20 protein-coding genes are annotated in these 18,332 nt (G+C 65.5%); 16 read left to right on the top strand and 4 right to left on the bottom strand.

The window, feature by feature from the left end:
• Positions 1 to 35: 35 nt before the first annotated feature.
• Positions 36 to 1,439, top strand: a complete 1,404-nt coding sequence (locus tag FM113_RS07115) for a nitrate/nitrite transporter (RefSeq protein WP_254908912.1) — start codon at positions 36 to 38, stop codon at positions 1,437 to 1,439.
• A gap of 200 nt (positions 1,440 to 1,639) precedes the next feature.
• Here FM113_RS07115 and epsC read toward each other — a convergent pair whose 3' ends face one another.
• Positions 1,640 to 2,209, bottom strand: a complete 570-nt coding sequence (epsC, locus tag FM113_RS07110; RefSeq protein ID WP_087012973.1) for a serine O-acetyltransferase EpsC — start codon at positions 2,207 to 2,209, stop codon at positions 1,640 to 1,642.
• A gap of 130 nt (positions 2,210 to 2,339) precedes the next feature.
• Positions 2,340 to 3,275 carry a cysteine synthase A gene (gene cysK, locus FM113_RS07105; protein ID WP_087012971.1) on the bottom strand — a complete coding sequence of 312 codons (936 nt, stop codon included), beginning with the start codon at positions 3,273 to 3,275 and terminating at the stop codon, positions 2,340 to 2,342.
• Positions 3,276 to 3,441: 166 nt separating this feature from the next.
• Between cysK and prmC the strand changes: the two genes are divergently transcribed.
• From prmC to FM113_RS07035, 14 genes are all read left to right on the top strand, one after another.
• A complete protein-coding gene (prmC, locus tag FM113_RS07100; protein WP_087012969.1) occupies positions 3,442 to 4,305 on the top strand; it encodes a peptide chain release factor N(5)-glutamine methyltransferase in 864 nt (287 codons plus the stop codon).
• A 69-nt stretch (positions 4,306 to 4,374) separates the two neighbouring features.
• Positions 4,375 to 5,040 carry an L-threonylcarbamoyladenylate synthase gene (locus FM113_RS07095; RefSeq protein ID WP_087012967.1) on the top strand — a complete coding sequence of 222 codons (666 nt, stop codon included), beginning with the start codon at positions 4,375 to 4,377 and terminating at the stop codon, positions 5,038 to 5,040.
• Between the two features lie 2 nt (positions 5,041 to 5,042).
• Positions 5,043 to 6,248 (top strand): MraY family glycosyltransferase, encoded by a 1,206-nt coding sequence (locus tag FM113_RS07090; protein ID WP_087012965.1) that lies wholly within the window; start codon positions 5,043 to 5,045, stop codon positions 6,246 to 6,248.
• Positions 6,245 to 6,733 (top strand): 3-oxoacyl-ACP reductase, encoded by a 489-nt coding sequence (locus FM113_RS07085; RefSeq protein ID WP_254908911.1) that lies wholly within the window; start codon positions 6,245 to 6,247, stop codon positions 6,731 to 6,733. The genes FM113_RS07090 and FM113_RS07085 overlap by 4 nt, the downstream gene beginning before the upstream one ends.
• Before the next feature lie 231 nt (positions 6,734 to 6,964).
• Positions 6,965 to 7,768 carry a F0F1 ATP synthase subunit A gene (atpB, locus tag FM113_RS07080; protein WP_087012963.1) on the top strand — a complete coding sequence of 268 codons (804 nt, stop codon included), beginning with the start codon at positions 6,965 to 6,967 and terminating at the stop codon, positions 7,766 to 7,768.
• Between the two features lie 57 nt (positions 7,769 to 7,825).
• Positions 7,826 to 8,050, top strand: a complete 225-nt coding sequence (atpE, locus tag FM113_RS07075) for an ATP synthase F0 subunit C (protein WP_025133963.1) — start codon at positions 7,826 to 7,828, stop codon at positions 8,048 to 8,050.
• 36 nt (positions 8,051 to 8,086) lie between these two features.
• On the top strand, positions 8,087 to 8,635 hold the full coding sequence (locus tag FM113_RS07070; protein ID WP_087012961.1) for a F0F1 ATP synthase subunit B: 549 nt from the start codon (positions 8,087 to 8,089) through the stop codon (positions 8,633 to 8,635).
• Positions 8,635 to 9,411 carry a F0F1 ATP synthase subunit delta gene (locus tag FM113_RS07065; protein WP_087012959.1) on the top strand — a complete coding sequence of 259 codons (777 nt, stop codon included), beginning with the start codon at positions 8,635 to 8,637 and terminating at the stop codon, positions 9,409 to 9,411. Before FM113_RS07070 ends, FM113_RS07065 begins: the two co-directional genes overlap by 1 nt.
• Before the next feature lie 54 nt (positions 9,412 to 9,465).
• On the top strand, positions 9,466 to 11,091 hold the full coding sequence (atpA, locus tag FM113_RS07060; RefSeq protein ID WP_087012957.1) for a F0F1 ATP synthase subunit alpha: 1,626 nt from the start codon (positions 9,466 to 9,468) through the stop codon (positions 11,089 to 11,091).
• A gap of 75 nt (positions 11,092 to 11,166) precedes the next feature.
• Positions 11,167 to 12,057, top strand: coding sequence for a F0F1 ATP synthase subunit gamma (locus FM113_RS07055; protein WP_087012956.1), 891 nt, complete (start codon positions 11,167 to 11,169; stop codon positions 12,055 to 12,057).
• Positions 12,058 to 12,081: 24 nt separating this feature from the next.
• The gene (gene atpD, locus FM113_RS07050; RefSeq protein WP_087012954.1) at positions 12,082 to 13,545 is read left to right on the top strand and encodes a F0F1 ATP synthase subunit beta; all 1,464 of its coding nucleotides are present in this window, start codon (positions 12,082 to 12,084) and stop codon (positions 13,543 to 13,545) included.
• Positions 13,546 to 13,547: 2 nt separating this feature from the next.
• On the top strand, positions 13,548 to 13,808 hold the full coding sequence (locus FM113_RS07045) for a F0F1 ATP synthase subunit epsilon (protein ID WP_087012952.1): 261 nt from the start codon (positions 13,548 to 13,550) through the stop codon (positions 13,806 to 13,808).
• A 122-nt stretch (positions 13,809 to 13,930) separates the two neighbouring features.
• A complete protein-coding gene (locus FM113_RS07040) occupies positions 13,931 to 14,707 on the top strand; it encodes a YaaA family protein (protein ID WP_087012950.1) in 777 nt (258 codons plus the stop codon).
• A gap of 62 nt (positions 14,708 to 14,769) precedes the next feature.
• Positions 14,770 to 15,651, top strand: coding sequence for a PP2C family serine/threonine-protein phosphatase (locus tag FM113_RS07035; RefSeq protein ID WP_087013007.1), 882 nt, complete (start codon positions 14,770 to 14,772; stop codon positions 15,649 to 15,651).
• A 14-nt stretch (positions 15,652 to 15,665) separates the two neighbouring features.
• On the opposite strand, the gene FM113_RS07030 is transcribed toward FM113_RS07035, so the two are convergent.
• Together FM113_RS07030 and FM113_RS07025 are read right to left on the bottom strand one after the other, a co-directional pair.
• Entirely contained in the window at positions 15,666 to 16,457 is a 792-nt protein-coding gene (locus tag FM113_RS07030) for an ABC transporter permease (protein WP_087012948.1), read from the bottom strand.
• A complete protein-coding gene (locus FM113_RS07025) occupies positions 16,454 to 17,431 on the bottom strand; it encodes an ABC transporter ATP-binding protein (protein WP_087012946.1) in 978 nt (325 codons plus the stop codon). The genes FM113_RS07030 and FM113_RS07025 overlap by 4 nt, the downstream gene beginning before the upstream one ends.
• 116 nt (positions 17,432 to 17,547) lie before the next feature.
• Here FM113_RS07025 and FM113_RS07020 point away from each other — a divergent pair, with 116 nt between their 5' ends.
• Complete coding sequence (locus tag FM113_RS07020; protein ID WP_087012944.1) at positions 17,548 to 18,273, top strand: TetR/AcrR family transcriptional regulator; 726 nt, start codon at positions 17,548 to 17,550, stop codon at positions 18,271 to 18,273.
• Positions 18,274 to 18,332: the final 59 nt, after the last annotated feature.

Genomic DNA, 18,332 nt, shown 5'->3' with positions numbered 1-18,332 from the left:
TTTCCCGCGACGCTGGCACCCCGGCCAGGAGTAGCATGGACGATATGCGATCCGCACGTCCTCTCCTGCCCTGGATCGTGTGGGGGGTCGCCGCCCTCCTGTACTCCGTCGCGGTGATCAACCGCTCCTCGCTCGCCGCGCTCGGGCCCGCCGCGCAGGAACACTTTGGGATCGACGCCACCACACTGTCGTTGTTTCCGATGATTCAGCTCATCGTGTACGCGGCGTTGCAGATCCCCGTCGGGGTGTTGCTCGATCGCTTGAGCGCGACCTCGATGCTGCTTGCCGGTTCAGTGCTCATGGTGCTGGGGCAGGTGCTCATGGCCACGGTGCACAACGTTGAGCTTGCGATCTTGGCTCGTGTGCTCGTCGGGGCCGGTGACGCCTGCACCTTTATTAGTGTGATGCGGCTCTTGCCGGAGTGGTTTGCCGTGCGCCAGCTCCCGATCGTGAGTCAACTCACCGGCCTGATCGGCCAGGCAGGCCAGCTTGTTTCAGTGGCTCCGCTCGCGCTGTTTGTCAGTGTTGCCGGGTGGACCAGCGGGTTTTTGGGTCTCGCCGCGCTCGGGCTACTCACGACACTCTTGGGCGCGCTCGTGGTGCGGGATCGGCCCGGAGCGGGGACATTCGCGGAGCGCCTGATCGGGCGGACCGGCAAGACCACCCGAAACGCCCGGGGCCTGGGCGGTGGTCTCGCGACCGGGGCATTCCAGATGCCCCCGCCGAGCACCGAGCTGATCCAGATCGTGGGGGAGCGCTCACCGCGGAGCGAAAAGAGCCTCTGGACCCGCGCACGGCGCCTTCTGAAGATCCCGGGCGTTCGCCTGGCGTACTGGATGCACTTCACGTCTCCGTTCGCGCTGAACGTCTTCCTGCTGCTCTGGGGCACCCCGTTCCTCGTCGGGGGCGTGGGGCTCTCGCAGCCAGCGGCGAGCGGTCTGCTGAGCCTGACCGTGCTCTCGTCGATGTTCGCCGGCCTTGTGCTCGGGCCGATCAGCTCCCGGTTCCTGGAGCGTCGCGTGTGGGTGTACTTCGGAATCGTGATCGGTATCGCGGCGGCATGGATCGCGGTGCTCGTATGGCCGGGAACGCCGCCCACCTGGCTCCTTGTTGTGCTGCTCGTCGTGATGCCGCTCGGTGGCCCCGCGTCGATGATCGCCTTTGAAGTGCTGCGATCGCACACGCCGCGCAGCTTTACGGGCTTCGCGACAGGCCTCGTGAATACGGCGGGCTTTACCGCGTCGCTCATCGTGATCCTGCTTGTCGGGCTCGTGCTTGATATGCAGGGTGCCGGCTCTCCGGAGGACTACTCGCTGACCGCGTTCCGAGTCGCGTTTGCCGTGCAGATTCCGTTCTGGGCGCTCGGAATTATCATGATTCTTGTCGAGCAGCGCCGCACCGGCCGCTGGATGCGCAAGCACGGTCGAAGCCTCCGATAGGCCCCGCGGGCTCCGCGGGCTCCGCGGGCGTCGCGGGCTCCGCGGGCGCCGCGCCCGATGGGCCGCACACAGAACCGACCCGCAGCTTGCAGAACGGTGCGTGCGTGCACCGAATTCGTGCACGTAGCGGGTCGCTTCTGCAATTGCGGGTCGGTTCTGTGGGGGAGCGGCCGGTGTGGCCGCCGATGCGGACGCGGGAACTAGATCACGTAGAAATCGGCCATATCGGGCTGCTCCGCTCGGGGGGCACCGCGGCGCGGCCGCGCCTGCGCCGGGATCCCGGTGAGCGTGGTCCAGGGCGGTGCCGAGCGCACCACCACCGCGTTCGCCCCCACCGCGGAATCATGTTCGAGCTCGATCGCACCGAGGAGCTTCGCGCCCGCTCCGACGATTACGCGGTCGCCGAGCGTGGGGTGGCGCTTGCCGGTACCGTGTCCGGTGCCGCCGAGTGTCACGCCGTGGTAAATCAGCACGTCGTCGCCGATCTCCGCGGTCTCCCCGATCACGACGCCCATACCGTGATCGATGAAGAGGCGGCGGCCGATCCGCGCGCCCGGGTGGATCTCGATACCCGTGAAGAACCTGGTGAACTGCGAGATCGCGCGGGGGAGAAAGCGCATGCCTCGCTGCCACAGTGCGTGCGAGACGCGGTGCCACCAGACCGCGTGCAGGCCCGAGTACACAAAAAACACCTCGGCGCTGCCGCGCGCCGCGGGATCGTGGGCGCGTGCTGCTGCGATGTCCTCGCGGATCCGGGAAAAGATGCTCACGCCGCGCGTCTCCTGTCGGTGCTCATTGTGGGTGGCTGCAGAGGTGCCGTCTCGGGTGCAACAGCGGGTCCGGGCAGAATATGCCCGGACCCGGAGTGTGAGGTGCCGCAGTGCACGCGGCGGCTCGAGACTAGACCGCGAGATCCTCGTAGAGCACTGTCGAGAAGTATCGCTCACCGAAGTCCGGAATAATGACGACGATCTTCTTCCCGGCGTTTTCGGGACGCTTGGCCAGCTCGGTGGCGGCCCACACCGCGGCCCCGCCGGAAATGCCCGCGAGGATGCCCTCGTCGGTGCCGAGCGCACGCGCAGTGGAGATCGAGTCAGCGAGCGCGACATCAATGACCTCGTCGTAGACATCGCGGTCAAGGATGTCAGGGACGAAGTTGGCACCCAGTCCCTGGATCTTGTGGGGGCCGGCGGTGCCCTCGGTCAGCAGCGGGGAATCGATGGGCTCGACCGCGACGACCTGCACGCCCGGGTTCTGCGACTTCAGGTAGCCGCCGGCACCGGTGATTGTGCCGCCCGTGCCGATGCCCGCGACGAAGATGTCGACCTTGCCGTCGGTGTCAGCCCAGATCTCGGGGCCCGTCGTTGCGCGGTGGATCGCCGGGTTCGCGGGGTTCGCGAACTGCTGTGCGAGGACCGCACCCGGGGTGTGCGCCGCGATCTCCTCGGCCTTGGCTACGGCGCCCTTCATGCCGAGGGGGCCCTCGGTGAGCACGATCTCGGCACCGTAGGCGGCGAGGAGCTTGCGGCGCTCCACGCTCATTGTCTCGGGCATCGTCAGGATCACGCGGTAGCCGCGGGCAGCTCCAACAAACGCGAGTGCGATTCCGGTGTTGCCACTGGTCCCCTCGACGATGGTGCCGCCCGGCGCGAGTGCGCCCGACTGCTCAGCCGCGTCGATGATGGCGATGCCGATGCGGTCCTTCACGGAGCCGGCGGGGTTGTAGAACTCGAGCTTTGCGAGCACCTCGGCGCCGGCGTCCCCGGTGACTCGATTGAGTCGGACGAGCGGGGTGTTGCCAAAAGCCTGCGTGATGTTGTCGTACGTCCGTGCCATGAGCCAGGGTCCTCCTCGGGTCGGTTGGTCCACTCAAACTATAGCTCCACCTTATTCCAGAAGTTTGTGGGAGTTATGGGATGTTGCGGCGTGTGACGCAGCGGCGGACGGCAGGCGGCGGCCGCTGTGGGAGAGTGGGGGAGTGCAGGCACAGGAACACACACAGATGAGCGCGGCAATCGCGCAGTTGCAGGCGACACTCGCCGCGGGTGGGATCGAGGATCCGGGTACCGATGTTGAGCTGATCCTCGCCCACGTGTTGGGCGTCAGTCGCGGACGCGTGCAGGCCCTCGCCGTTATGGGTGAGTCGCTCACGACGGAACAGTGGGACGCCGCACTGGAGCTGTCGGAGGAGCGGGCGCGTCGCACCCCGCTCCAGCACCTCACCGGGCGCGCGCCATTCCGCACGATCGAGCTCTCGGTCGGTCCCGGCGTGTTCGTGCCCCGCCCCGAGACAGAGACCGTCGCACAATTCGCGATTGATGCGCTGCAGCTTGTCCCGTCCGCCGAACCAATTGCTGTCGATCTGTGCACGGGGAGTGGCGCGATCGCTCTCGCGCTTGCGCGAGAGGTACCGACGGCGCGTGTGTGGGCCGTTGAAAAGAGTCGTGAAGCGCACGCCTGGGCGGAGCGCAACGTCGCCGAGTGGGGCGACGGGCGGGTCACACTGCTCCGCGGCGATGTAGCCAGGCTCGGTGCGATCTCCGAGATTGCGCAGCTCGCGGGCACCGTTGACGTGCTGATTTCAAATCCACCGTATGTGCCCGCAGATATGGTGCCGCGGGATCCCGAGGTGCGTGATCACGACCCGGAACTCGCGCTCTACGGGGGTGTCGACGGACTTGACGTAGTCCGGATCATTAGCCGGGCTGCGCGTGATCTCGTGCGACCCGGCGGTCTGCTCGTGCTTGAGCATGCGGAGCTGCAGGGCGCGGCGATCCGCGAGTTGCTCGCTGCCGATGGCTGGCGCGCCGCCGCGACCCACCAGGATCTCACGGGCCGGGATCGCGCCACCACCGCCCTGCGGTAGCAGGGGCGCAGGCGGGTTCTCGGGCTGGAGTGCCCCACGTCCAGGCCCGCAGGAGTAGCATTGATCGCTATGGCCGAGGTCTTTGATTGCACCGATAGTTCCGAGCTGCTCAGCGGCACCCGAACCGCACGCCGCGCGATCGGTCGGGGTGAGCTCATTGTGATGCCCACAGACACCGTCTACGGCGTCGCCGCCGACGCCTTTTCGCCGGAGGCCGTGCAGCGGTTGCTCGACGCAAAGGGGCGGGGCCGGCAGTCCCCGCCACCCGTGCTGATCCCGAACACGGGCACGCTCGCGGCTCTCGCGGTTGAGGTCACCGAGCCCTTGGAGGCGCTTGCTGGGGCCTTCTGGCCCGGACCGCTGACAATCATCACCCAGGCCAACCCTGCCCTCAGCTGGGACCTGGGTGATACGGGTGGGACTGTGGCACTTCGGATCCCGGGCCATCCGCTCGCGCTCGAGCTCCTGCAGGAGACTGGCCCGCTCGCGGTGTCCTCGGCAAACAAGACCGGCGAACCCGCGGCGCGCACTGCGGCCGCGGCCCAGGAGATGCTCGGTGACAGCGTCGCCGTGTACTTGGAAGTCGGCGAGGGCGATGGGGACGGGGTGGCGTCGACGATCATCGACGCCACGGGTCTCACCGCCGAGGGCGGAACTATCCGGATCCTCCGCGCAGGCGGTGTCACCCGTGACGCCATCGCTGAACTGCTGCCGCAGGTCACCGTCGAGGCGTAGTCGTGTTTCCGTATCTCGTGGTGGCGCTTGTCGCGGCAGCGGTGACCGCTGCCGCGTCATTTGTTGTGCTGCGGCTGAGTCGACGGTACAAACTCGCACCGGAGGTCCGGGCGCGGGACGTCCATAGCACGCCCACGCCCCGCCTCGGCGGGATAGCCATGTTCATCGGCGTGCTCGCGGCATTCGCGGTCGCGGGATCGCAACGCGAGTTCGCGGAACTCTTCACACAGGGCTCAGAGATGTGGGCGTTGCTGGGGGCCTGCGCCATCATCGCGGCGGTCGGCATTCTTGATGATCTCTTCGATTTGGACTGGATGATCAAGCTCGCCGCGCAACTCGCGGCCGCGGGGCTGCTTGCCTGGAGCGGGGTGCAGATCATCTCGCTGCCCTTCGGGAATACGCTGATTGTCGGTTCGCCCGCACTGAACTTCATCCTCACGGTGTTCCTGATGACGCTCGTGATGAACGCGGTGAACTTCGTTGACGGGCTCGACGGACTTGTCGCCGGGGTGGCGATCATCGCAAACGCGGTCTTCTTCATCTACACCCGCCTCCTGCACGAACAAATCGGGCGCGTGGATTCCGTGACGCTCGCGAGTCTGATCGCGGCGGTGCTGCTCGGGATTTGCATCGGCTTCCTGCCCTTCAACTGGCACCGCGCGAAGATGTTCATGGGGGACACGGGTGCGCTGCTCGTGGGGCTCCTGATGGCAACTTCGACGGTCTCGGTGACGGGTCAGCTGAACCCCGCCGCCCTCGACGTGAACCTCGTGCTCCCGAGCTTTATCCCGATCCTGCTCCCCATCGCGGTACTTGCCCTCCCGCTCGCCGACTTTACGCTTGCCGTGCTGCGGCGGATGCGGGCCGGGAAGAGCCCCTTCACCGCGGACCGGATGCACCTGCACCATCGACTGCTCGATATGGGTCACTCACCGCTGCAAGCAGTCTGCATCTTCTATCTTGGCACCGCGGTCCTCTCGGTCGCCCTGCTGCTCGCATTTACGCAGCAGAGTCTCGTGCTCCCCGCGATTGTGCTTGTTGTCGGCGGGACGCTGTGCGCGCTGTTGCTGTTTTTTCCCGCGAGCCGGGTGCGTGCAGCCCTCGCGCAGCGCGGCGCGGTAGCGTTGACGGGACGGGGCGCTCCCGTCGCAGCCCCCGAATCTCCCGCTGAGGCCGGAGGCCCGTCTACCGAAAGGACCTCCGAGTGAGTTCTCCCGCACAGCCCGAGAGCCCCCGAAGCCCGAACTCCGCGGCACCCGAGGCGTTCCCGATGCCGACCTCGCAGCCGATGCTGCTGCGCGGCGTCAAGTGGGGCATCATCGCCACACTCACGTCGATGATCGTGTTCGCGGGTGTGGGCTTCGCCGTGAGCGCGAACCGCGGACTCGTGGGTGGACTGATCGGTGCGGCAATTGGCGGCGTGCTCCTGCTCATCACTGTCGGGAGCATTGCGTTCGCGAATCGATTTGTGCAGAGCCCGCTGTATCTCCAGATCTTTTTCAGCATCGTGCTGGGGGCCTGGGTTGTGAAGCTTGTGGGCTTTGTTGTCGCGGCATTTCTGCTGCGTGATCAGCCTTGGTTGGACCCGAAGCTGCTCTTCATCGCGCTCGTCGCGACGGTCCTTGTCTCGATCGTGATTGACGCGATTATCGTGGCGAAGGCTCGCGTTCCCTACGTTGCCGACACGCCGTAGCCGGGGGAATCTCGGCCCGATGGCGGAGAAGAAAACCCGATGATCCAGAAAATGGCGGCTCCCACGCCGAGCGCCGGGTTTTGCTCAGAGTGAAATCTTGCTAGGATAAGTTCGTTCCCTGCTGGGCCGCACCACTCCTGTGTGCCTGCCGGTGCCGGGGCACGACCATCGTTCGAAGCCGTGCGGCATGCCGCACCCCGAATCAGGAGAATGGCGCTGTTCGCTAACCCTATGCACTTCGTTGCCCCCGGACTTGTCCGCACCGAAGAGGGCGGCTTCCACGGCCCCACTCTTGACGACTTCTTCCCGGCGGCGGTGCTCTTCGAGGGCACTCCTTTCGAGATGAACCGCATCATGATCATTCGCGTGATCATGGTCTGCGTACTCCTGCTGCTGTTCTGGCTCGGCACGCGCAAGCTGCGCGTGATCCCCGGCCGTGGCCAGGGCGTACTCGAGTTCGCCCTCGGTTTCGTTCAGAAGAACGTGATCGAAGAGCAGCTCGGCGTCAAGGAAGGCCGCCGGTTCCAGCCGCTGCTGATGACAATCTTCTTCCTTGTCTTCGCGTTTAACATCACCGGCGTGATCCCGGGCTTCAACATCGGCGTTTCGTCGGTTGTCGGATTCCCGATCTTCATGGCCGTGGTCGCGTACATCGCGTTCATTTACGCGGGCCTGAAGAAGCACCCGGGCAAGTTCCTCAAGAACTCGCTCTTCCCTGCAGGCGTCCCGAAGGTCATGTACCTGCTGGTGACGCCCGTCGAGTTCCTCTCGACCTTCGTGATGCGTCCGGTGACGCTCGCGCTGCGACTCCTCATGAACATGCTCGTGGGTCACATGATCCTCGTGCTGCTCTGGGCCGCGACGAACTTCTTCATCCTCGAAGCGGGCGGCCTGTTCCCCGCGCTTGGGGCTGGAACGTTTGTCTTCGGCTTCGCGTTCACGCTCTTCGAGATCTTCGTGTCCGCACTGCAGGCCTACGTCTTTACTCTGCTCACCGCGCTCTACATCCAGCTCGCGCTGGCTGAAGAGCACTAAGAAAAAACCCCTGGGCGCGGTTCCCGCCGCGCACCTTTACGGAAGGAAACACATAACGTGTCTGTTCTCGCTGAAATCTCGGGCAACATTGCAACCGTCGGCTACGGCCTCGCAGCTATCGGCCCGGCAATCGGTGTGGCCATCGTGGTCGGCAAGACCATCGAGAGCACCGCTCGCCAGCCGGAGCTCGCTGGCAAGCTCCAGGGCATGATGTGGATCGGCATCGCCTTCACCGAGATGCTCGCCCTCATCGGCGTCGCGACGTACTTCATCTTCGCGTAACCCCCATCCTTTCCTGAGTCTCGAAAGGGAGGCACGATGAATCCCGCAGTGCAGCTCGCTGCCGAGGGCGCGGCCCGAAACCCGCTGCTCCCAGCGACGTACGACATCGTCTGGTCGGCGATTGCGTTCATCATCATCCTCATCGCATTCTGGAAGGTTTTCCTTCCGAAGGTGCAGGCAATGCTTGATGCCCGCGCAGAAGCGATCGAGGGCAATATCGCCAAGGCCGATGAGGCTCAGGCGAAGGCCGAAGCGGCCCTGCAGGAGTACACCGCGCAGCTCGCGAGTGCTCGCCTGGAGGCCGGCGAAATCCGTGACTCGGCTCGCGCCGATGCCACGAAGATCGTCGCCAAGGCCAAGGACGATGCGGTGACTGAGTCCGCTCGCATCGCACAGGCCGCACAGGTGCAGATCGAGGCAGAGCGCCAGAGCGCTGTTGTCTCCCTGCGCAAGGACGTGGGCTCGCTCGCGATCGATCTCGCTTCGAGCGTGGTCGGCGAGAGCCTGACCGACGACCAGAAGGCATCCGCGCTTGTGGATCGCTTCCTCGCTGATCTCGAGGCGTCCGAAAAGGCGGCTCAGTAATGGGCAGCGCGTCACGCGAAGCACTGGCTCAGGCACAGACCGCGATCACTGGGCGACTCGCTCAGGCCGCGGGTGCCGAGTTGCTGCAGGCCGCGAGTCGCATCGCTGAGAGCCCGGCCCTGGCCGCGGCCTTCAGCGACGTCTCAGCTCCGGCTGAGGCGAAGACCCAGCTCATCGAGCGGCTCTTCGGCGGATTCTCCGCTGGCGCGCGTTCCGTGCTGTCCGCAGCTGTGCAGGGCCACTGGTCCAACGTCGACGAGTTCGTCGACGGCGTTGAGGAACTCGGCCTGCGTGCCGAGGCTGCCTCCAACGCGGCACTCTCGGACGAACTGCTTGCTGTGGCTGACGTGATCTCGGGAAACCATGATCTGCAGCTCAGCCTCGCAAGCAAGCTCGCCGACCCGGCAGGGAAGGTCGTCCTGATCTCCCGCCTGGTCGACGGCAAGGTCTCCGCCTCTGCCGCTCGAATCGTGACGCATCTCGTGGCCTCGGCCCGCGGACGCAAGATCGATTCCGCGCTCCGCCAGGCAGCCCGGACCGTTGCTGATCAGAACGGCAGCGAGCTCGCGACGGTCACCGTCGCAGCCCCGCTCTCCGCCGATCAGCAGGCTCGACTCGCCCGCGCACTTGAGATCTCGGCCGGTCGCCCGGTTGCCCTCAAGGTTGTCGTGGATCCGAGCCTCGTCGGGGGCATCCGAGTTCAGATTGCAGACGACATCATCGACGGCAGCGTTCGCGCACGCCTCGACGATCTCCGCGTCAAGCTCGCGGCCTAGCGCACAACTTTTCATCCCGGGGGCGGCGCTTCCGGATCAGACAGAGGAAACGAAATGGCAGAAATCTCCATCAGCCCGGACGAGATCCGGAATGCGCTGAAAGACTTCGCAGCGTCGTACGAGCCCACCCAGTCGGGTAAGACCGAGGTTGGCTCGGTTGTGGACGCCGCTGACGGCATCGCCCACGTCTCGGGTCTCCCCGGCGTGATGGCGAACGAGCTCGTTCGCTTTGCGGACGGCACGCTCGGACTCGCACAGAACCTTGAAGAGGACGAGATCGGTGTCGTCGTGCTCGGCGAGTTCACCGGCATCGAAGAGGGCCAGCAGGTCACCCGCACCGGCGAGGTTCTCTCGGTTGCGGTGGGCGAGGGCTACCTCGGCCGCGTGGTCGACCCGCTCGGCAACCCGATTGACGGCCTTGGCGAGATCGCTGGCGTCGAGGGACGTCGCGCACTCGAGCTCCAGGCTCCGGGCGTTATGCAGCGCAAGTCGGTGCACGAGCCGCTCCAGACCGGCATCAAGGCTATCGACGCCATGATCCCCGTCGGCCGCGGCCAGCGCCAGCTCATCATCGGCGACCGCCAGACCGGTAAGACGGCTCTCGCGATCGATACGATCATTAACCAGAAGGCCAACTGGGCTTCGGGCGACAAGACCAAGCAGGTCCGTTGCATCTACGTCGCAATCGGCCAGAAGGGTTCGACCATCGCTTCGGTGAAGGGCGCGCTCGAAGAGGCCGGCGCGATGGAGTACACCACCATCGTGGCGTCTCCCGCATCGGATCCCGCAGGCTTCAAGTACCTCGCTCCGTACACCGGCTCGGCGATCGGTCAGCACTGGATGTACGACGGCAAGCACGTCCTCATCATCTTTGATGATCTCTCCAAGCAGGCCGAGGCATACCGCGCTGTGTCCCTGCTGCTGCGCCGCCCGCCGGGGCGCGAGGCTTACCCGGGCGACGTCTTCTACCTGCACTCCCGTCTGCTGGAGCGTTGCGCGAAGCTGTCGGACGAGCTCGGCGCGGGTTCGATGACGGGTCTCCCGATCATCGAGACCAAGGCGAACGACGTCTCGGCGTACATCCCCACCAACGTGATCTCGATCACGGACGGCCAGATCTTCCTCCAGTCGGACCTGTTCAACGCGAACCAGCGTCCCGCGGTTGACGTGGGCATCTCGGTGTCCCGCGTGGGTGGCGACGCTCAGGTCAAGTCGATCAAGAAGGTCTCCGGCACGCTCAAGCTTGAGCTTGCCCAGTACCGTGCACTCGAGGCATTCGCGATGTTCGCGTCGGACCTCGACGCGGCGAGCCGCAAGCAGCTTGAGCGCGGCGCGCGCCTCACCGAGCTCCTGAAGCAGCCGCAGTACACGCCGTACCCCGTCGAGGAGCAGACAGTTTCCATCTGGGCCGGCACCAAGGGCTTCATGGACGACGTGCCCGTTGAGGACATCCTCCGCTTCGAGCGCGAGTTCCTTGACTACCTCGGACGCAACTCCGAGGCGCTCACCACGCTCCGCGCGACCAACGTGCTCGACGACGCAACAGTCGCCGACATCACCGCGCAGATCGAGAAGTTCAAGAGCGAGTTCCGCACCTCTTCGGGCAAGAGCCTGAATGAGCAGTTCGGTGAGCTCGACGAGGCCGAGATCAAGCAGGAGCAGCTGGTCGTCAAGAAGTAGTGATGTTCCCCGGCGGGCGCGTGAGCGTCCGCCGGGTTCACTCGACCAGCCAGCACCTACCAACACAGGAGAGACATGGGAGCGCAACTTCGGGTCTACCGGCAGAAGATTCGTTCTGCCCAGACGACCAAGAAGATCACCCGTGCGATGGAGCTGATCGCGGCCTCTCGCATTCAAAAGGCGAAGGCCCGCGTTGAAGCTTCGACGCCCTACGCCACAGCGATTACGCGCGCGGTCTCGGCCGTCGCAACGCACTCGAACACCGATCACCCGCTGCTCACCGAGGCCGACACGGTCACGCGTGCAGCCGTCGTGATCTTTTCCTCGGACCGCGGCCTCGCGGGCGCGTTCAACTCGCAGGTTCTGCGGGAGGCCGAGGAGCTCAGCGAGCTGCTCCGTGCCGAGGGTAAGGAAGTCGTGTACTACCTGGTGGGCCGCAAGGCTCAGGGGTACTTCGCCTTCCGTCAGCGCGCGTCAGAGCGCGTCTGGATTGGCGACACCGAGAACCCCGGGTTCGAGGTCGCTTCGGAGATCGCTGACGCGGTCCTCGAGGTCTTCGGTCGCCCGGCAGACGAGGGTGGCGCGCAGGAGATTCACCTCGTGTACAACCGTCTCATCAGCATGGTGAGCCAGGTTCCCGAGGTGCACCGTCTGCTCCCGCTGGAGGTCGTCGAGGGTGTGGCCGATCCGGAGGAAGGCCCGTCGCCGCTCTACGCGTTCGAGCCCGAGCCTGACTTGGTCCTTGACCAGCTGCTTCCCGCCTACATCGAGTCGCGCATCTTCAACGCAATGCTTGAGTCCGCTGCTGCAAAGCACGCAGCGACGCAGAAGGCGATGAAGTCCGCGAGCGACAACGCAGACACGCTGATCCGCGACTACACCCGCCTCGCGAACAACGCTCGCCAGGCAGAGATTACCCAGCAGATTTCCGAGATTGTTGGCGGCGCGGACGCGCTGTCAGGCTAAGTGGAAGCACGAAGAGAGAGAATCATGACCGAATCCGCCGCTGTGGCGACTGAGGCTACCGCACAGGTTGCCGGGCGCATCGCCCGCGTGACCGGCCCCGTCGTCGACATCGAGTTCCCGCACGACGCGATCCCCGCTGTCTACAACGCGCTCCAGACCACGATCAACTTCGGTGATGGCGAAGAGCCGCTGAAGCTTGTCCTCGAGGTTGCGCAGCACCTCGGTGACAACGTGGTCCGTGCTATCGCCCTGAAGCCCACCGACGGTCTCGTTCGTGGCCAGGAAGTCTTCGACACCGGTGACTCGATCACCGTTCCCGTCGGTGACATCACCAAGGGCAAGGTCTTCAACGTCACCGGTGATGTGCTCAACCTCCCCGAGGGCGAGACCATTGAGGTGAACGAGCGTTGGAGCATCCACCGCACGCCGCCCGCCTTCGATCAGCTCGAGTCCAAGACTCAGCTCTTCGAAACCGGCATCAAGTCGATCGACCTCCTGACGCCGTACGTGCAGGGTGGCAAGATCGGTCTGTTCGGTGGTGCCGGTGTCGGCAAGACCGTCCTGATCCAGGAAATGATCCAGCGTGTTGCGCAGGATCACGGTGGTGTGTCGGTGTTCGCCGGTGTCGGTGAGCGTACCCGTGAGGGCAACGACCTCATCCACGAGATGGACGAGGCGGGTGTGTTCGACAAGACCGCACTTGTCTTCGGCCAGATGGATGAGCCGCCGGGGACCCGTCTCCGCGTCGCACTGTCCGCTCTGACAATGGCGGAATACTTCCGCGATGTGCAGAAGCAGGACGTGCTGCTCTTCATCGACAACATCTTCCGTTTCACGCAGGCCGGTTCCGAGGTCTCGACGCTGCTCGGCCGTATGCCCTCCGCTGTGGGCTACCAGCCGAACCTCGCCGACGAGATGGGCATCCTGCAGGAGCGCATCACCTCGACGCGTGGCCACTCGATTACCTCGCTGCAGGCGATCTACGTCCCCGCAGACGATTACACCGACCCGGCTCCCGCGACAACGTTCGCGCACCTCGACGCCACCACGGAGCTCTCCCGTGAGATCGCATCGAAGGGCCTGTACCCGGCTATCGACCCGCTGACCTCGTCCAGCCGGATCATGGACCCCCGGTACTTAGGTGCGGACCACTACCGCGTCGCCACCACGGTCAAGCAGATCCTGCAGAAGAACAAGGAACTGCAGGAGATCATCGCCATCCTCGGTGTCGATGAGCTTTCCGAAGAGGACAAGATCACGGTAGCGCGCGCACGCCGCATCCAGCAGTTCCTGTCGCAGAACACCTACATGGCGAAGAAGTTCACCGGTGTTGAGGGTTCCACGGTTCCGCTCAAGGAGACCATCGAGTCCTTCGATGCGATCGCTAAGGGCGAGTTCGACCACGTCGCAGAGCAGGCGTTCTTCAACGTCGGCGGTATCGGTGATGTGGAAGAGAAGTGGGCACAGATGCAGAAGGAACTGGGCTAAGCATGAGCCAGCTCAACGTGAGTGTCGTCTCGGCGGACCGCGAGGTCTGGGCCGGCGCAGCAACCCAGGTGGTTGCGCGCACGGTCGAGGGCTCGATCGGCATCCTCGCTGGTCACGAACCGCTGCTCGCTCTCCTCGGAGAGGGTGAAGTGAAGGTGACCACTCCTGACGGTGAGAACGTGACTGTCGACGCTGAGGGCGGGTTCCTCTCTGTCGATCACGACACGGTGACCATCGTCGCTGGTAAGGCAGGTCTCGCTTAGCGAGATTCTCGCGGCTGGGGCCCTGTGTCCTGCCGTAACCGCGCGTGAGGCCGGCTCGCACCCATCTGGGTGTCGAGCCGGCCTCACGCCGTTTTTCCCGCTGTACTGGAAAGGACTCCCGCATGCTTGTTCTGCTTCCCCCGTCCGAAACGAAGCGGCCCGGAGGCACGGGTCGGTTTGACCCCGTCGAGCTTTCGCGAGACACAACCTTGGGTGCTCCGCGCGCGAAGGTTCGGGCGGCTCTTGAAGCTGTGAGTGCCGACGAGGAAGCCGCCGTGCGGGCCCTGAAGCTGGGGACGAAGAACCGGGGGGAGCGGACACACAATCTCGCGCTCAGTTCGAGTGGCACGTTGCCGGCTATGGACCGCTACACGGGTGTGCTCTATGACGCGCTCGACGCGGCCTCGCTCGATCCAGGAGCCCGGGACTGGCTGGCTGCTCACGTCGTTGTGCAATCGGCGCTGTTCGGCATGTTGGGGTTGGGGGAGGAGATCCCTGCGTACCGAGTGTCGGCGGGTTCGCGGCTTCCCGAGCTCGGCCTGCCGCTGAAGCGGCTCTGGTCTGACGCCCACGCGGAGCTGGACTGGGATCACGCCGGGCTGATCCTCGACCTGCGCTCGCTCGACTATGTCGCGCTCGCTCCGCTTCCGGCTGGGCGTGGGTGGTTTGTCAACGTCTCGCAGCGCGGTGATGACGGGGTGGTGCGGGCGCTGAATCACTTCAACAAGGCGGCAAAGGGCGACTTTGCGCGGCGGCTCGCGAGTGCCGGGCTCGTCCACGCGCGGGTCGAAGACCTGATCGAGTGGGCCGACACGGAAGACCTGGAAATCGTTCAGGACAGCGCCCGCCGCGAGCTGACCCTGATCACGCGACTGGGCGCCCCGGTGCGGAAGTCGTGAGGGGTGTCTGCGACTGCTGGGCAGGCACGGTAGGATATCCAGGTGTCTAAGAGGTGGAACCGGTGACCGTGCGCGGCGAGAACGCGTCTCGGCGACGTTTGCGGTACCGCACCGACTGCGACCTTGAGATCGAGCTCTCCTGGTTTGGGCTGACCGATGTCGGCCGGCGTCGCGAGACCAACCAGGACAGCTATGTCACGCTGCCCCCGATTTTTGCGGTCGCTGACGGAATGGGCGGCCATTCCGCCGGAGAAATTGCTTCCGCCGCGGTCGTCCGGCGACTCGCGGAGCTCGGCGGGAGCGCCCGTGTTGCCGAGAGCGACATCGACGAAGTCCTCGCGGATGCCGTCGACGATATTGAACTTGACGCGGGCGAGACCGAACTCGGTGCGGGAACCACGGTGACCGGGGTCTGCCTGAGCACCGATGACCAGCCGACGTGGAAGGTCTTCAATATTGGCGACTCCCGCGTGTACCAGTACTTCAAGGGCGCGCTGAGCCAGATCACCGTGGACCACTCAGTCGTGCAGCACCTGATCGATACCGGCGCGATCACCGAGGAGGAAGCGGAGACGCATCCCCACGCGAACGTCATCACGCGCGCCGTTGGCTTCAACGAGGCCCCGGTTCCCGAGTACACGTCGCTGGCGTTGATCCCGGGGCAGCGACTCTTGATCTGCTCAGACGGGCTGACCAAGGAACTCACTGACATCGGGATCCAGCATTTCCTGGCGACCCAGCCCACCGCCGAAGAGGCAGCGACAATGCTCGTGCAGCAGGCCGTGGAGAACGCCGGGCGTGACAACGTCACCGCGATCGTGATCGACGTCCACGCGGTTGGCGACGTGATCGACACGGGCAGTGTCCAGGCGGCCGGCATCGACCTCTCCGAACTTGACGAAGAGGTCGACACTGAACCCGTGACTGTGTTTGAAGCGCCGTAGCGCAGACGTGTGCCTTAGCCTCGCTTCCGCAGGGTGAATAGCGCGACGGCCACCGATCCCGCGCACCACAGCAGGACAAGCAGGAGGTCTCGCCCGCTCGCGCTGAAGGTCTGCCCGGCGAGCCCCGCGCGCATGAGGTTTGCCATCGGCTCAATGGGGAGCACATCGTGTGCATTCTGGAGCCACTGCGGGAGGTTCGCCGCGGGGAAACTGATGGGCGAGAACAATAGCAGCAGGAAGATGAGGAGCTGCGTGAGTAGCATCGCGATCATTGGTGGCAGCAGCACCGCGAAGGCGTAGCCGATCGATGCCGCGGTGAGCGACACGAGAAGTGCGACTGGAACGATCCACCACTGGAGTTCATAGCTGATGTCGTATCGGATCGCACCCACCACCGCGCCCAGCACGAGTCCGGGCAGCGCGAGGATGGTCCACACGCTGAGATCCGACGCGAGAAACGCAGCCCGAGGAACTGGGAGCGTGCGCAGCCATTCGGCGCTGCCCTCAAGCCGTGACTGGGACATCTGCTGCGGGGTCATCACCAGACCGACGGTGATCAGGGTGATCGTCGGTGCCCCGGTCGCGAGGAACAGCGCGGCCTCGGGGGAGACGTCGCCGATGAGAATTCCATAGCCGAGCACAGTGGACACGGCGAGTGCGGTCTGCACGATGATCATGAGTGGGAGATTCTGCGCCTGGCGGCGCACCTGCCAGACGAGCAGGAACCACGTGGCGCGCAGGCCGAGGGAGGTGCGTCCACCGGTCGTGAGCGCGGTAGGGGTGGGGTCAGTTGCAATTGTGCTCATGCGGCGTTCTCCCGGTGTGAATCGGCAGTTTCTTCGGCAACAAGTTCGAGGTAGGCGTCCTCCAGGGAAGCCGGTGTGAGTGCAAACCGCTCGAGCTCCCCTCGGTCCACCGCTGCGTGCGCCCAGGCCACGACCTCGGCGCCGCGCGCAGACGGCACCGTGACACTTGTCTGCGCCGGGCCGGTCCGCTCCGCGTGCAGCCCGGGTGGCAGTGCAGGCGAGGTAGAGCCATCGAGCGTGAGGAGAAGCTGTGTGCGCAGGTGCGCCGTGAGTTGTGCCGGGGTGCCGGCGGCACGTACTGCGCCCCTGTCGAGGATCACGAGTTCGTCAACAGCGTGCTCCGCCTCGCGTACGTTGTGAGTGACCAAGAGCACTGCGGGTCCCTGGGTCGCCATCGCGCGGATCGCCGACCACAGCAGCCGGCGACGAGCCGGGTCGACATCGTTGGTGGGCTCGTCCAGGATGACCAGCGCGCCCGGGCGGACCGCAGCCATGCAGAACGCGGTGAGCCGCGCCACACCGCCGGAGATCTTCTGGGCCGGGGTATCGGCCCAGGGGCCAAGATCCAGTGCTTCAAGGAGCTCTCCGGTGCGCCTGCGGATTTCTGCGGCGCGGCCGCCACGGATCCGGCCGACGAGCTCAATTGCGGCCCGGGGTGTGAGGCCCGTGATCGGTACATTGGCCTGTGCCTGCACCGACACAAGCTCGCGCGCCCGCGCGGGGTGGGCAACGGCGTCCACGCCCGCGAGCGAGATCGACCCTGAGTCGGGCTTGAGGAGCCCCGTGATCTGGTTCACCAGTGTCGTCTTCCCGGCGCCGTTGTGTCCGAGCACGCCGAGTACCTGTCCGGCGTGAGCGGTGAGGGAGACTTCCGCGTTCGCGGGGACGTGTTTCCCGCGATAGCGCTTGGTGAGCTGCTCGATGCGGAGCACGGGGTCGCGCGGTAATGGAACAGAGTTCCTACTGTGGGGCATGTGTGGTCCTTTCGTCGGCCGGGCTCTCCCGGTCATACCCATCGGGATCAACATACCCACGGGTATGTTTGAAAACAATATGGATACCCGGAAGAATTTGCGGCTACACTGTCCGCATGGCTGGACGAGCACGCAACGACCGCGGTGACAGCGGTGAACAGCAACTGCGGGACGCTGCGCAAGCCCTTGCTGACGCGGCTGGTCAGCTGGGGCAGAGCTTCCTGTCCGCGAGCAGCTCAGCTGAGAGCGGCGTCACGAAGGGACTGCTCGCGGCCGCCGAGGCGCTTGCCCAGGCCTCCGCCTGGGTTGAGCAGCGCGCCAAACCGCTCAGCACCCGCGAGCAGCTGCTCGTGCAGGCGGCGCGGCTGTTCGCGGAGCGCGGCTTCGCCGGAGTCTCCCTCGTGGACATCGCGCAGGCCGCCGGCTTCACGAAGGGCGCGGTCTACACCCACTTCGGGTCGAAAGAGCAGGTGTTCCTCGCGAGCGTGCGGTCCGTGATTGACAGACTTCACGCGTGGGACGGGGCAGCTGAGCCGGGGGAGGGCGCTCCCGTGGGCAGCGCTCCCGCGGGGACCACTCCCGATCTCGGGGGGATCGCAACGCTTGGCGTGGAGGCTCTGCTCTTCGGGCGCCGCGTCCCCGAGCACCGGGCCGAGGTACGAACACTGATCGCCGAGCTCATCCCCGCGCTCGCCCACGCGTCTGAACAGGCCGCTACGGAAGCGCAGGCCGAGTCTGGGGTGCAGGCCGAGCCGAACGAGGAGCGGGTCCTTGCGCACGAGGAGGTCGCGTTCGCTCTCCAGGCAATGCGGGCTCTCCTCGCCGGCATCGCCGAGCCCTAGCGCGCCCGCGGTTTCCCGGGTCCGGGTACTCGCCCCCCGCCTCCCGCCCCATGCTCTCC

It is taken from the genome of Leucobacter sp. 7(1) (genome assembly GCF_900163635.1).
GTDB lineage: Bacteria > Actinomycetota > Actinomycetes > Actinomycetales > Microbacteriaceae > Leucobacter.
The sequence above is the reverse complement of the archived record's forward strand: the minus strand, read 5'-3'. Positions and strand labels throughout refer to the sequence as shown.

Coding starts and splice junctions, on each gene's coding strand:
- FM113_RS07115 (WP_254908912.1), top strand. CDS start 36: ATGGACGATATGCGATCCGCACGTCCTCTCCTGCCCTGGATCGTGTGG.
- cysK (WP_087012971.1), bottom strand. CDS start 3,275: ATGGCACGGACGTACGACAACATCACGCAGGCTTTTGGCAACACCCCG.
- prmC (WP_087012969.1), top strand. CDS start 3,442: ATGAGCGCGGCAATCGCGCAGTTGCAGGCGACACTCGCCGCGGGTGGG.
- FM113_RS07095 (WP_087012967.1), top strand. CDS start 4,375: ATGGCCGAGGTCTTTGATTGCACCGATAGTTCCGAGCTGCTCAGCGGC.
- atpB (WP_087012963.1), top strand. CDS start 6,965: ATGCACTTCGTTGCCCCCGGACTTGTCCGCACCGAAGAGGGCGGCTTC.
- FM113_RS07070 (WP_087012961.1), top strand. CDS start 8,087: ATGAATCCCGCAGTGCAGCTCGCTGCCGAGGGCGCGGCCCGAAACCCG.
- FM113_RS07065 (WP_087012959.1), top strand. CDS start 8,635: ATGGGCAGCGCGTCACGCGAAGCACTGGCTCAGGCACAGACCGCGATC.
- atpA (WP_087012957.1), top strand. CDS start 9,466: ATGGCAGAAATCTCCATCAGCCCGGACGAGATCCGGAATGCGCTGAAA.
- FM113_RS07055 (WP_087012956.1), top strand. CDS start 11,167: ATGGGAGCGCAACTTCGGGTCTACCGGCAGAAGATTCGTTCTGCCCAG.
- atpD (WP_087012954.1), top strand. CDS start 12,082: ATGACCGAATCCGCCGCTGTGGCGACTGAGGCTACCGCACAGGTTGCC.
- FM113_RS07045 (WP_087012952.1), top strand. CDS start 13,548: ATGAGCCAGCTCAACGTGAGTGTCGTCTCGGCGGACCGCGAGGTCTGG.
- FM113_RS07040 (WP_087012950.1), top strand. CDS start 13,931: ATGCTTGTTCTGCTTCCCCCGTCCGAAACGAAGCGGCCCGGAGGCACG.
- FM113_RS07030 (WP_087012948.1), bottom strand. CDS start 16,457: ATGAGCACAATTGCAACTGACCCCACCCCTACCGCGCTCACGACCGGT.
- FM113_RS07025 (WP_087012946.1), bottom strand. CDS start 17,431: ATGCCCCACAGTAGGAACTCTGTTCCATTACCGCGCGACCCCGTGCTC.
- FM113_RS07020 (WP_087012944.1), top strand. CDS start 17,548: ATGGCTGGACGAGCACGCAACGACCGCGGTGACAGCGGTGAACAGCAA.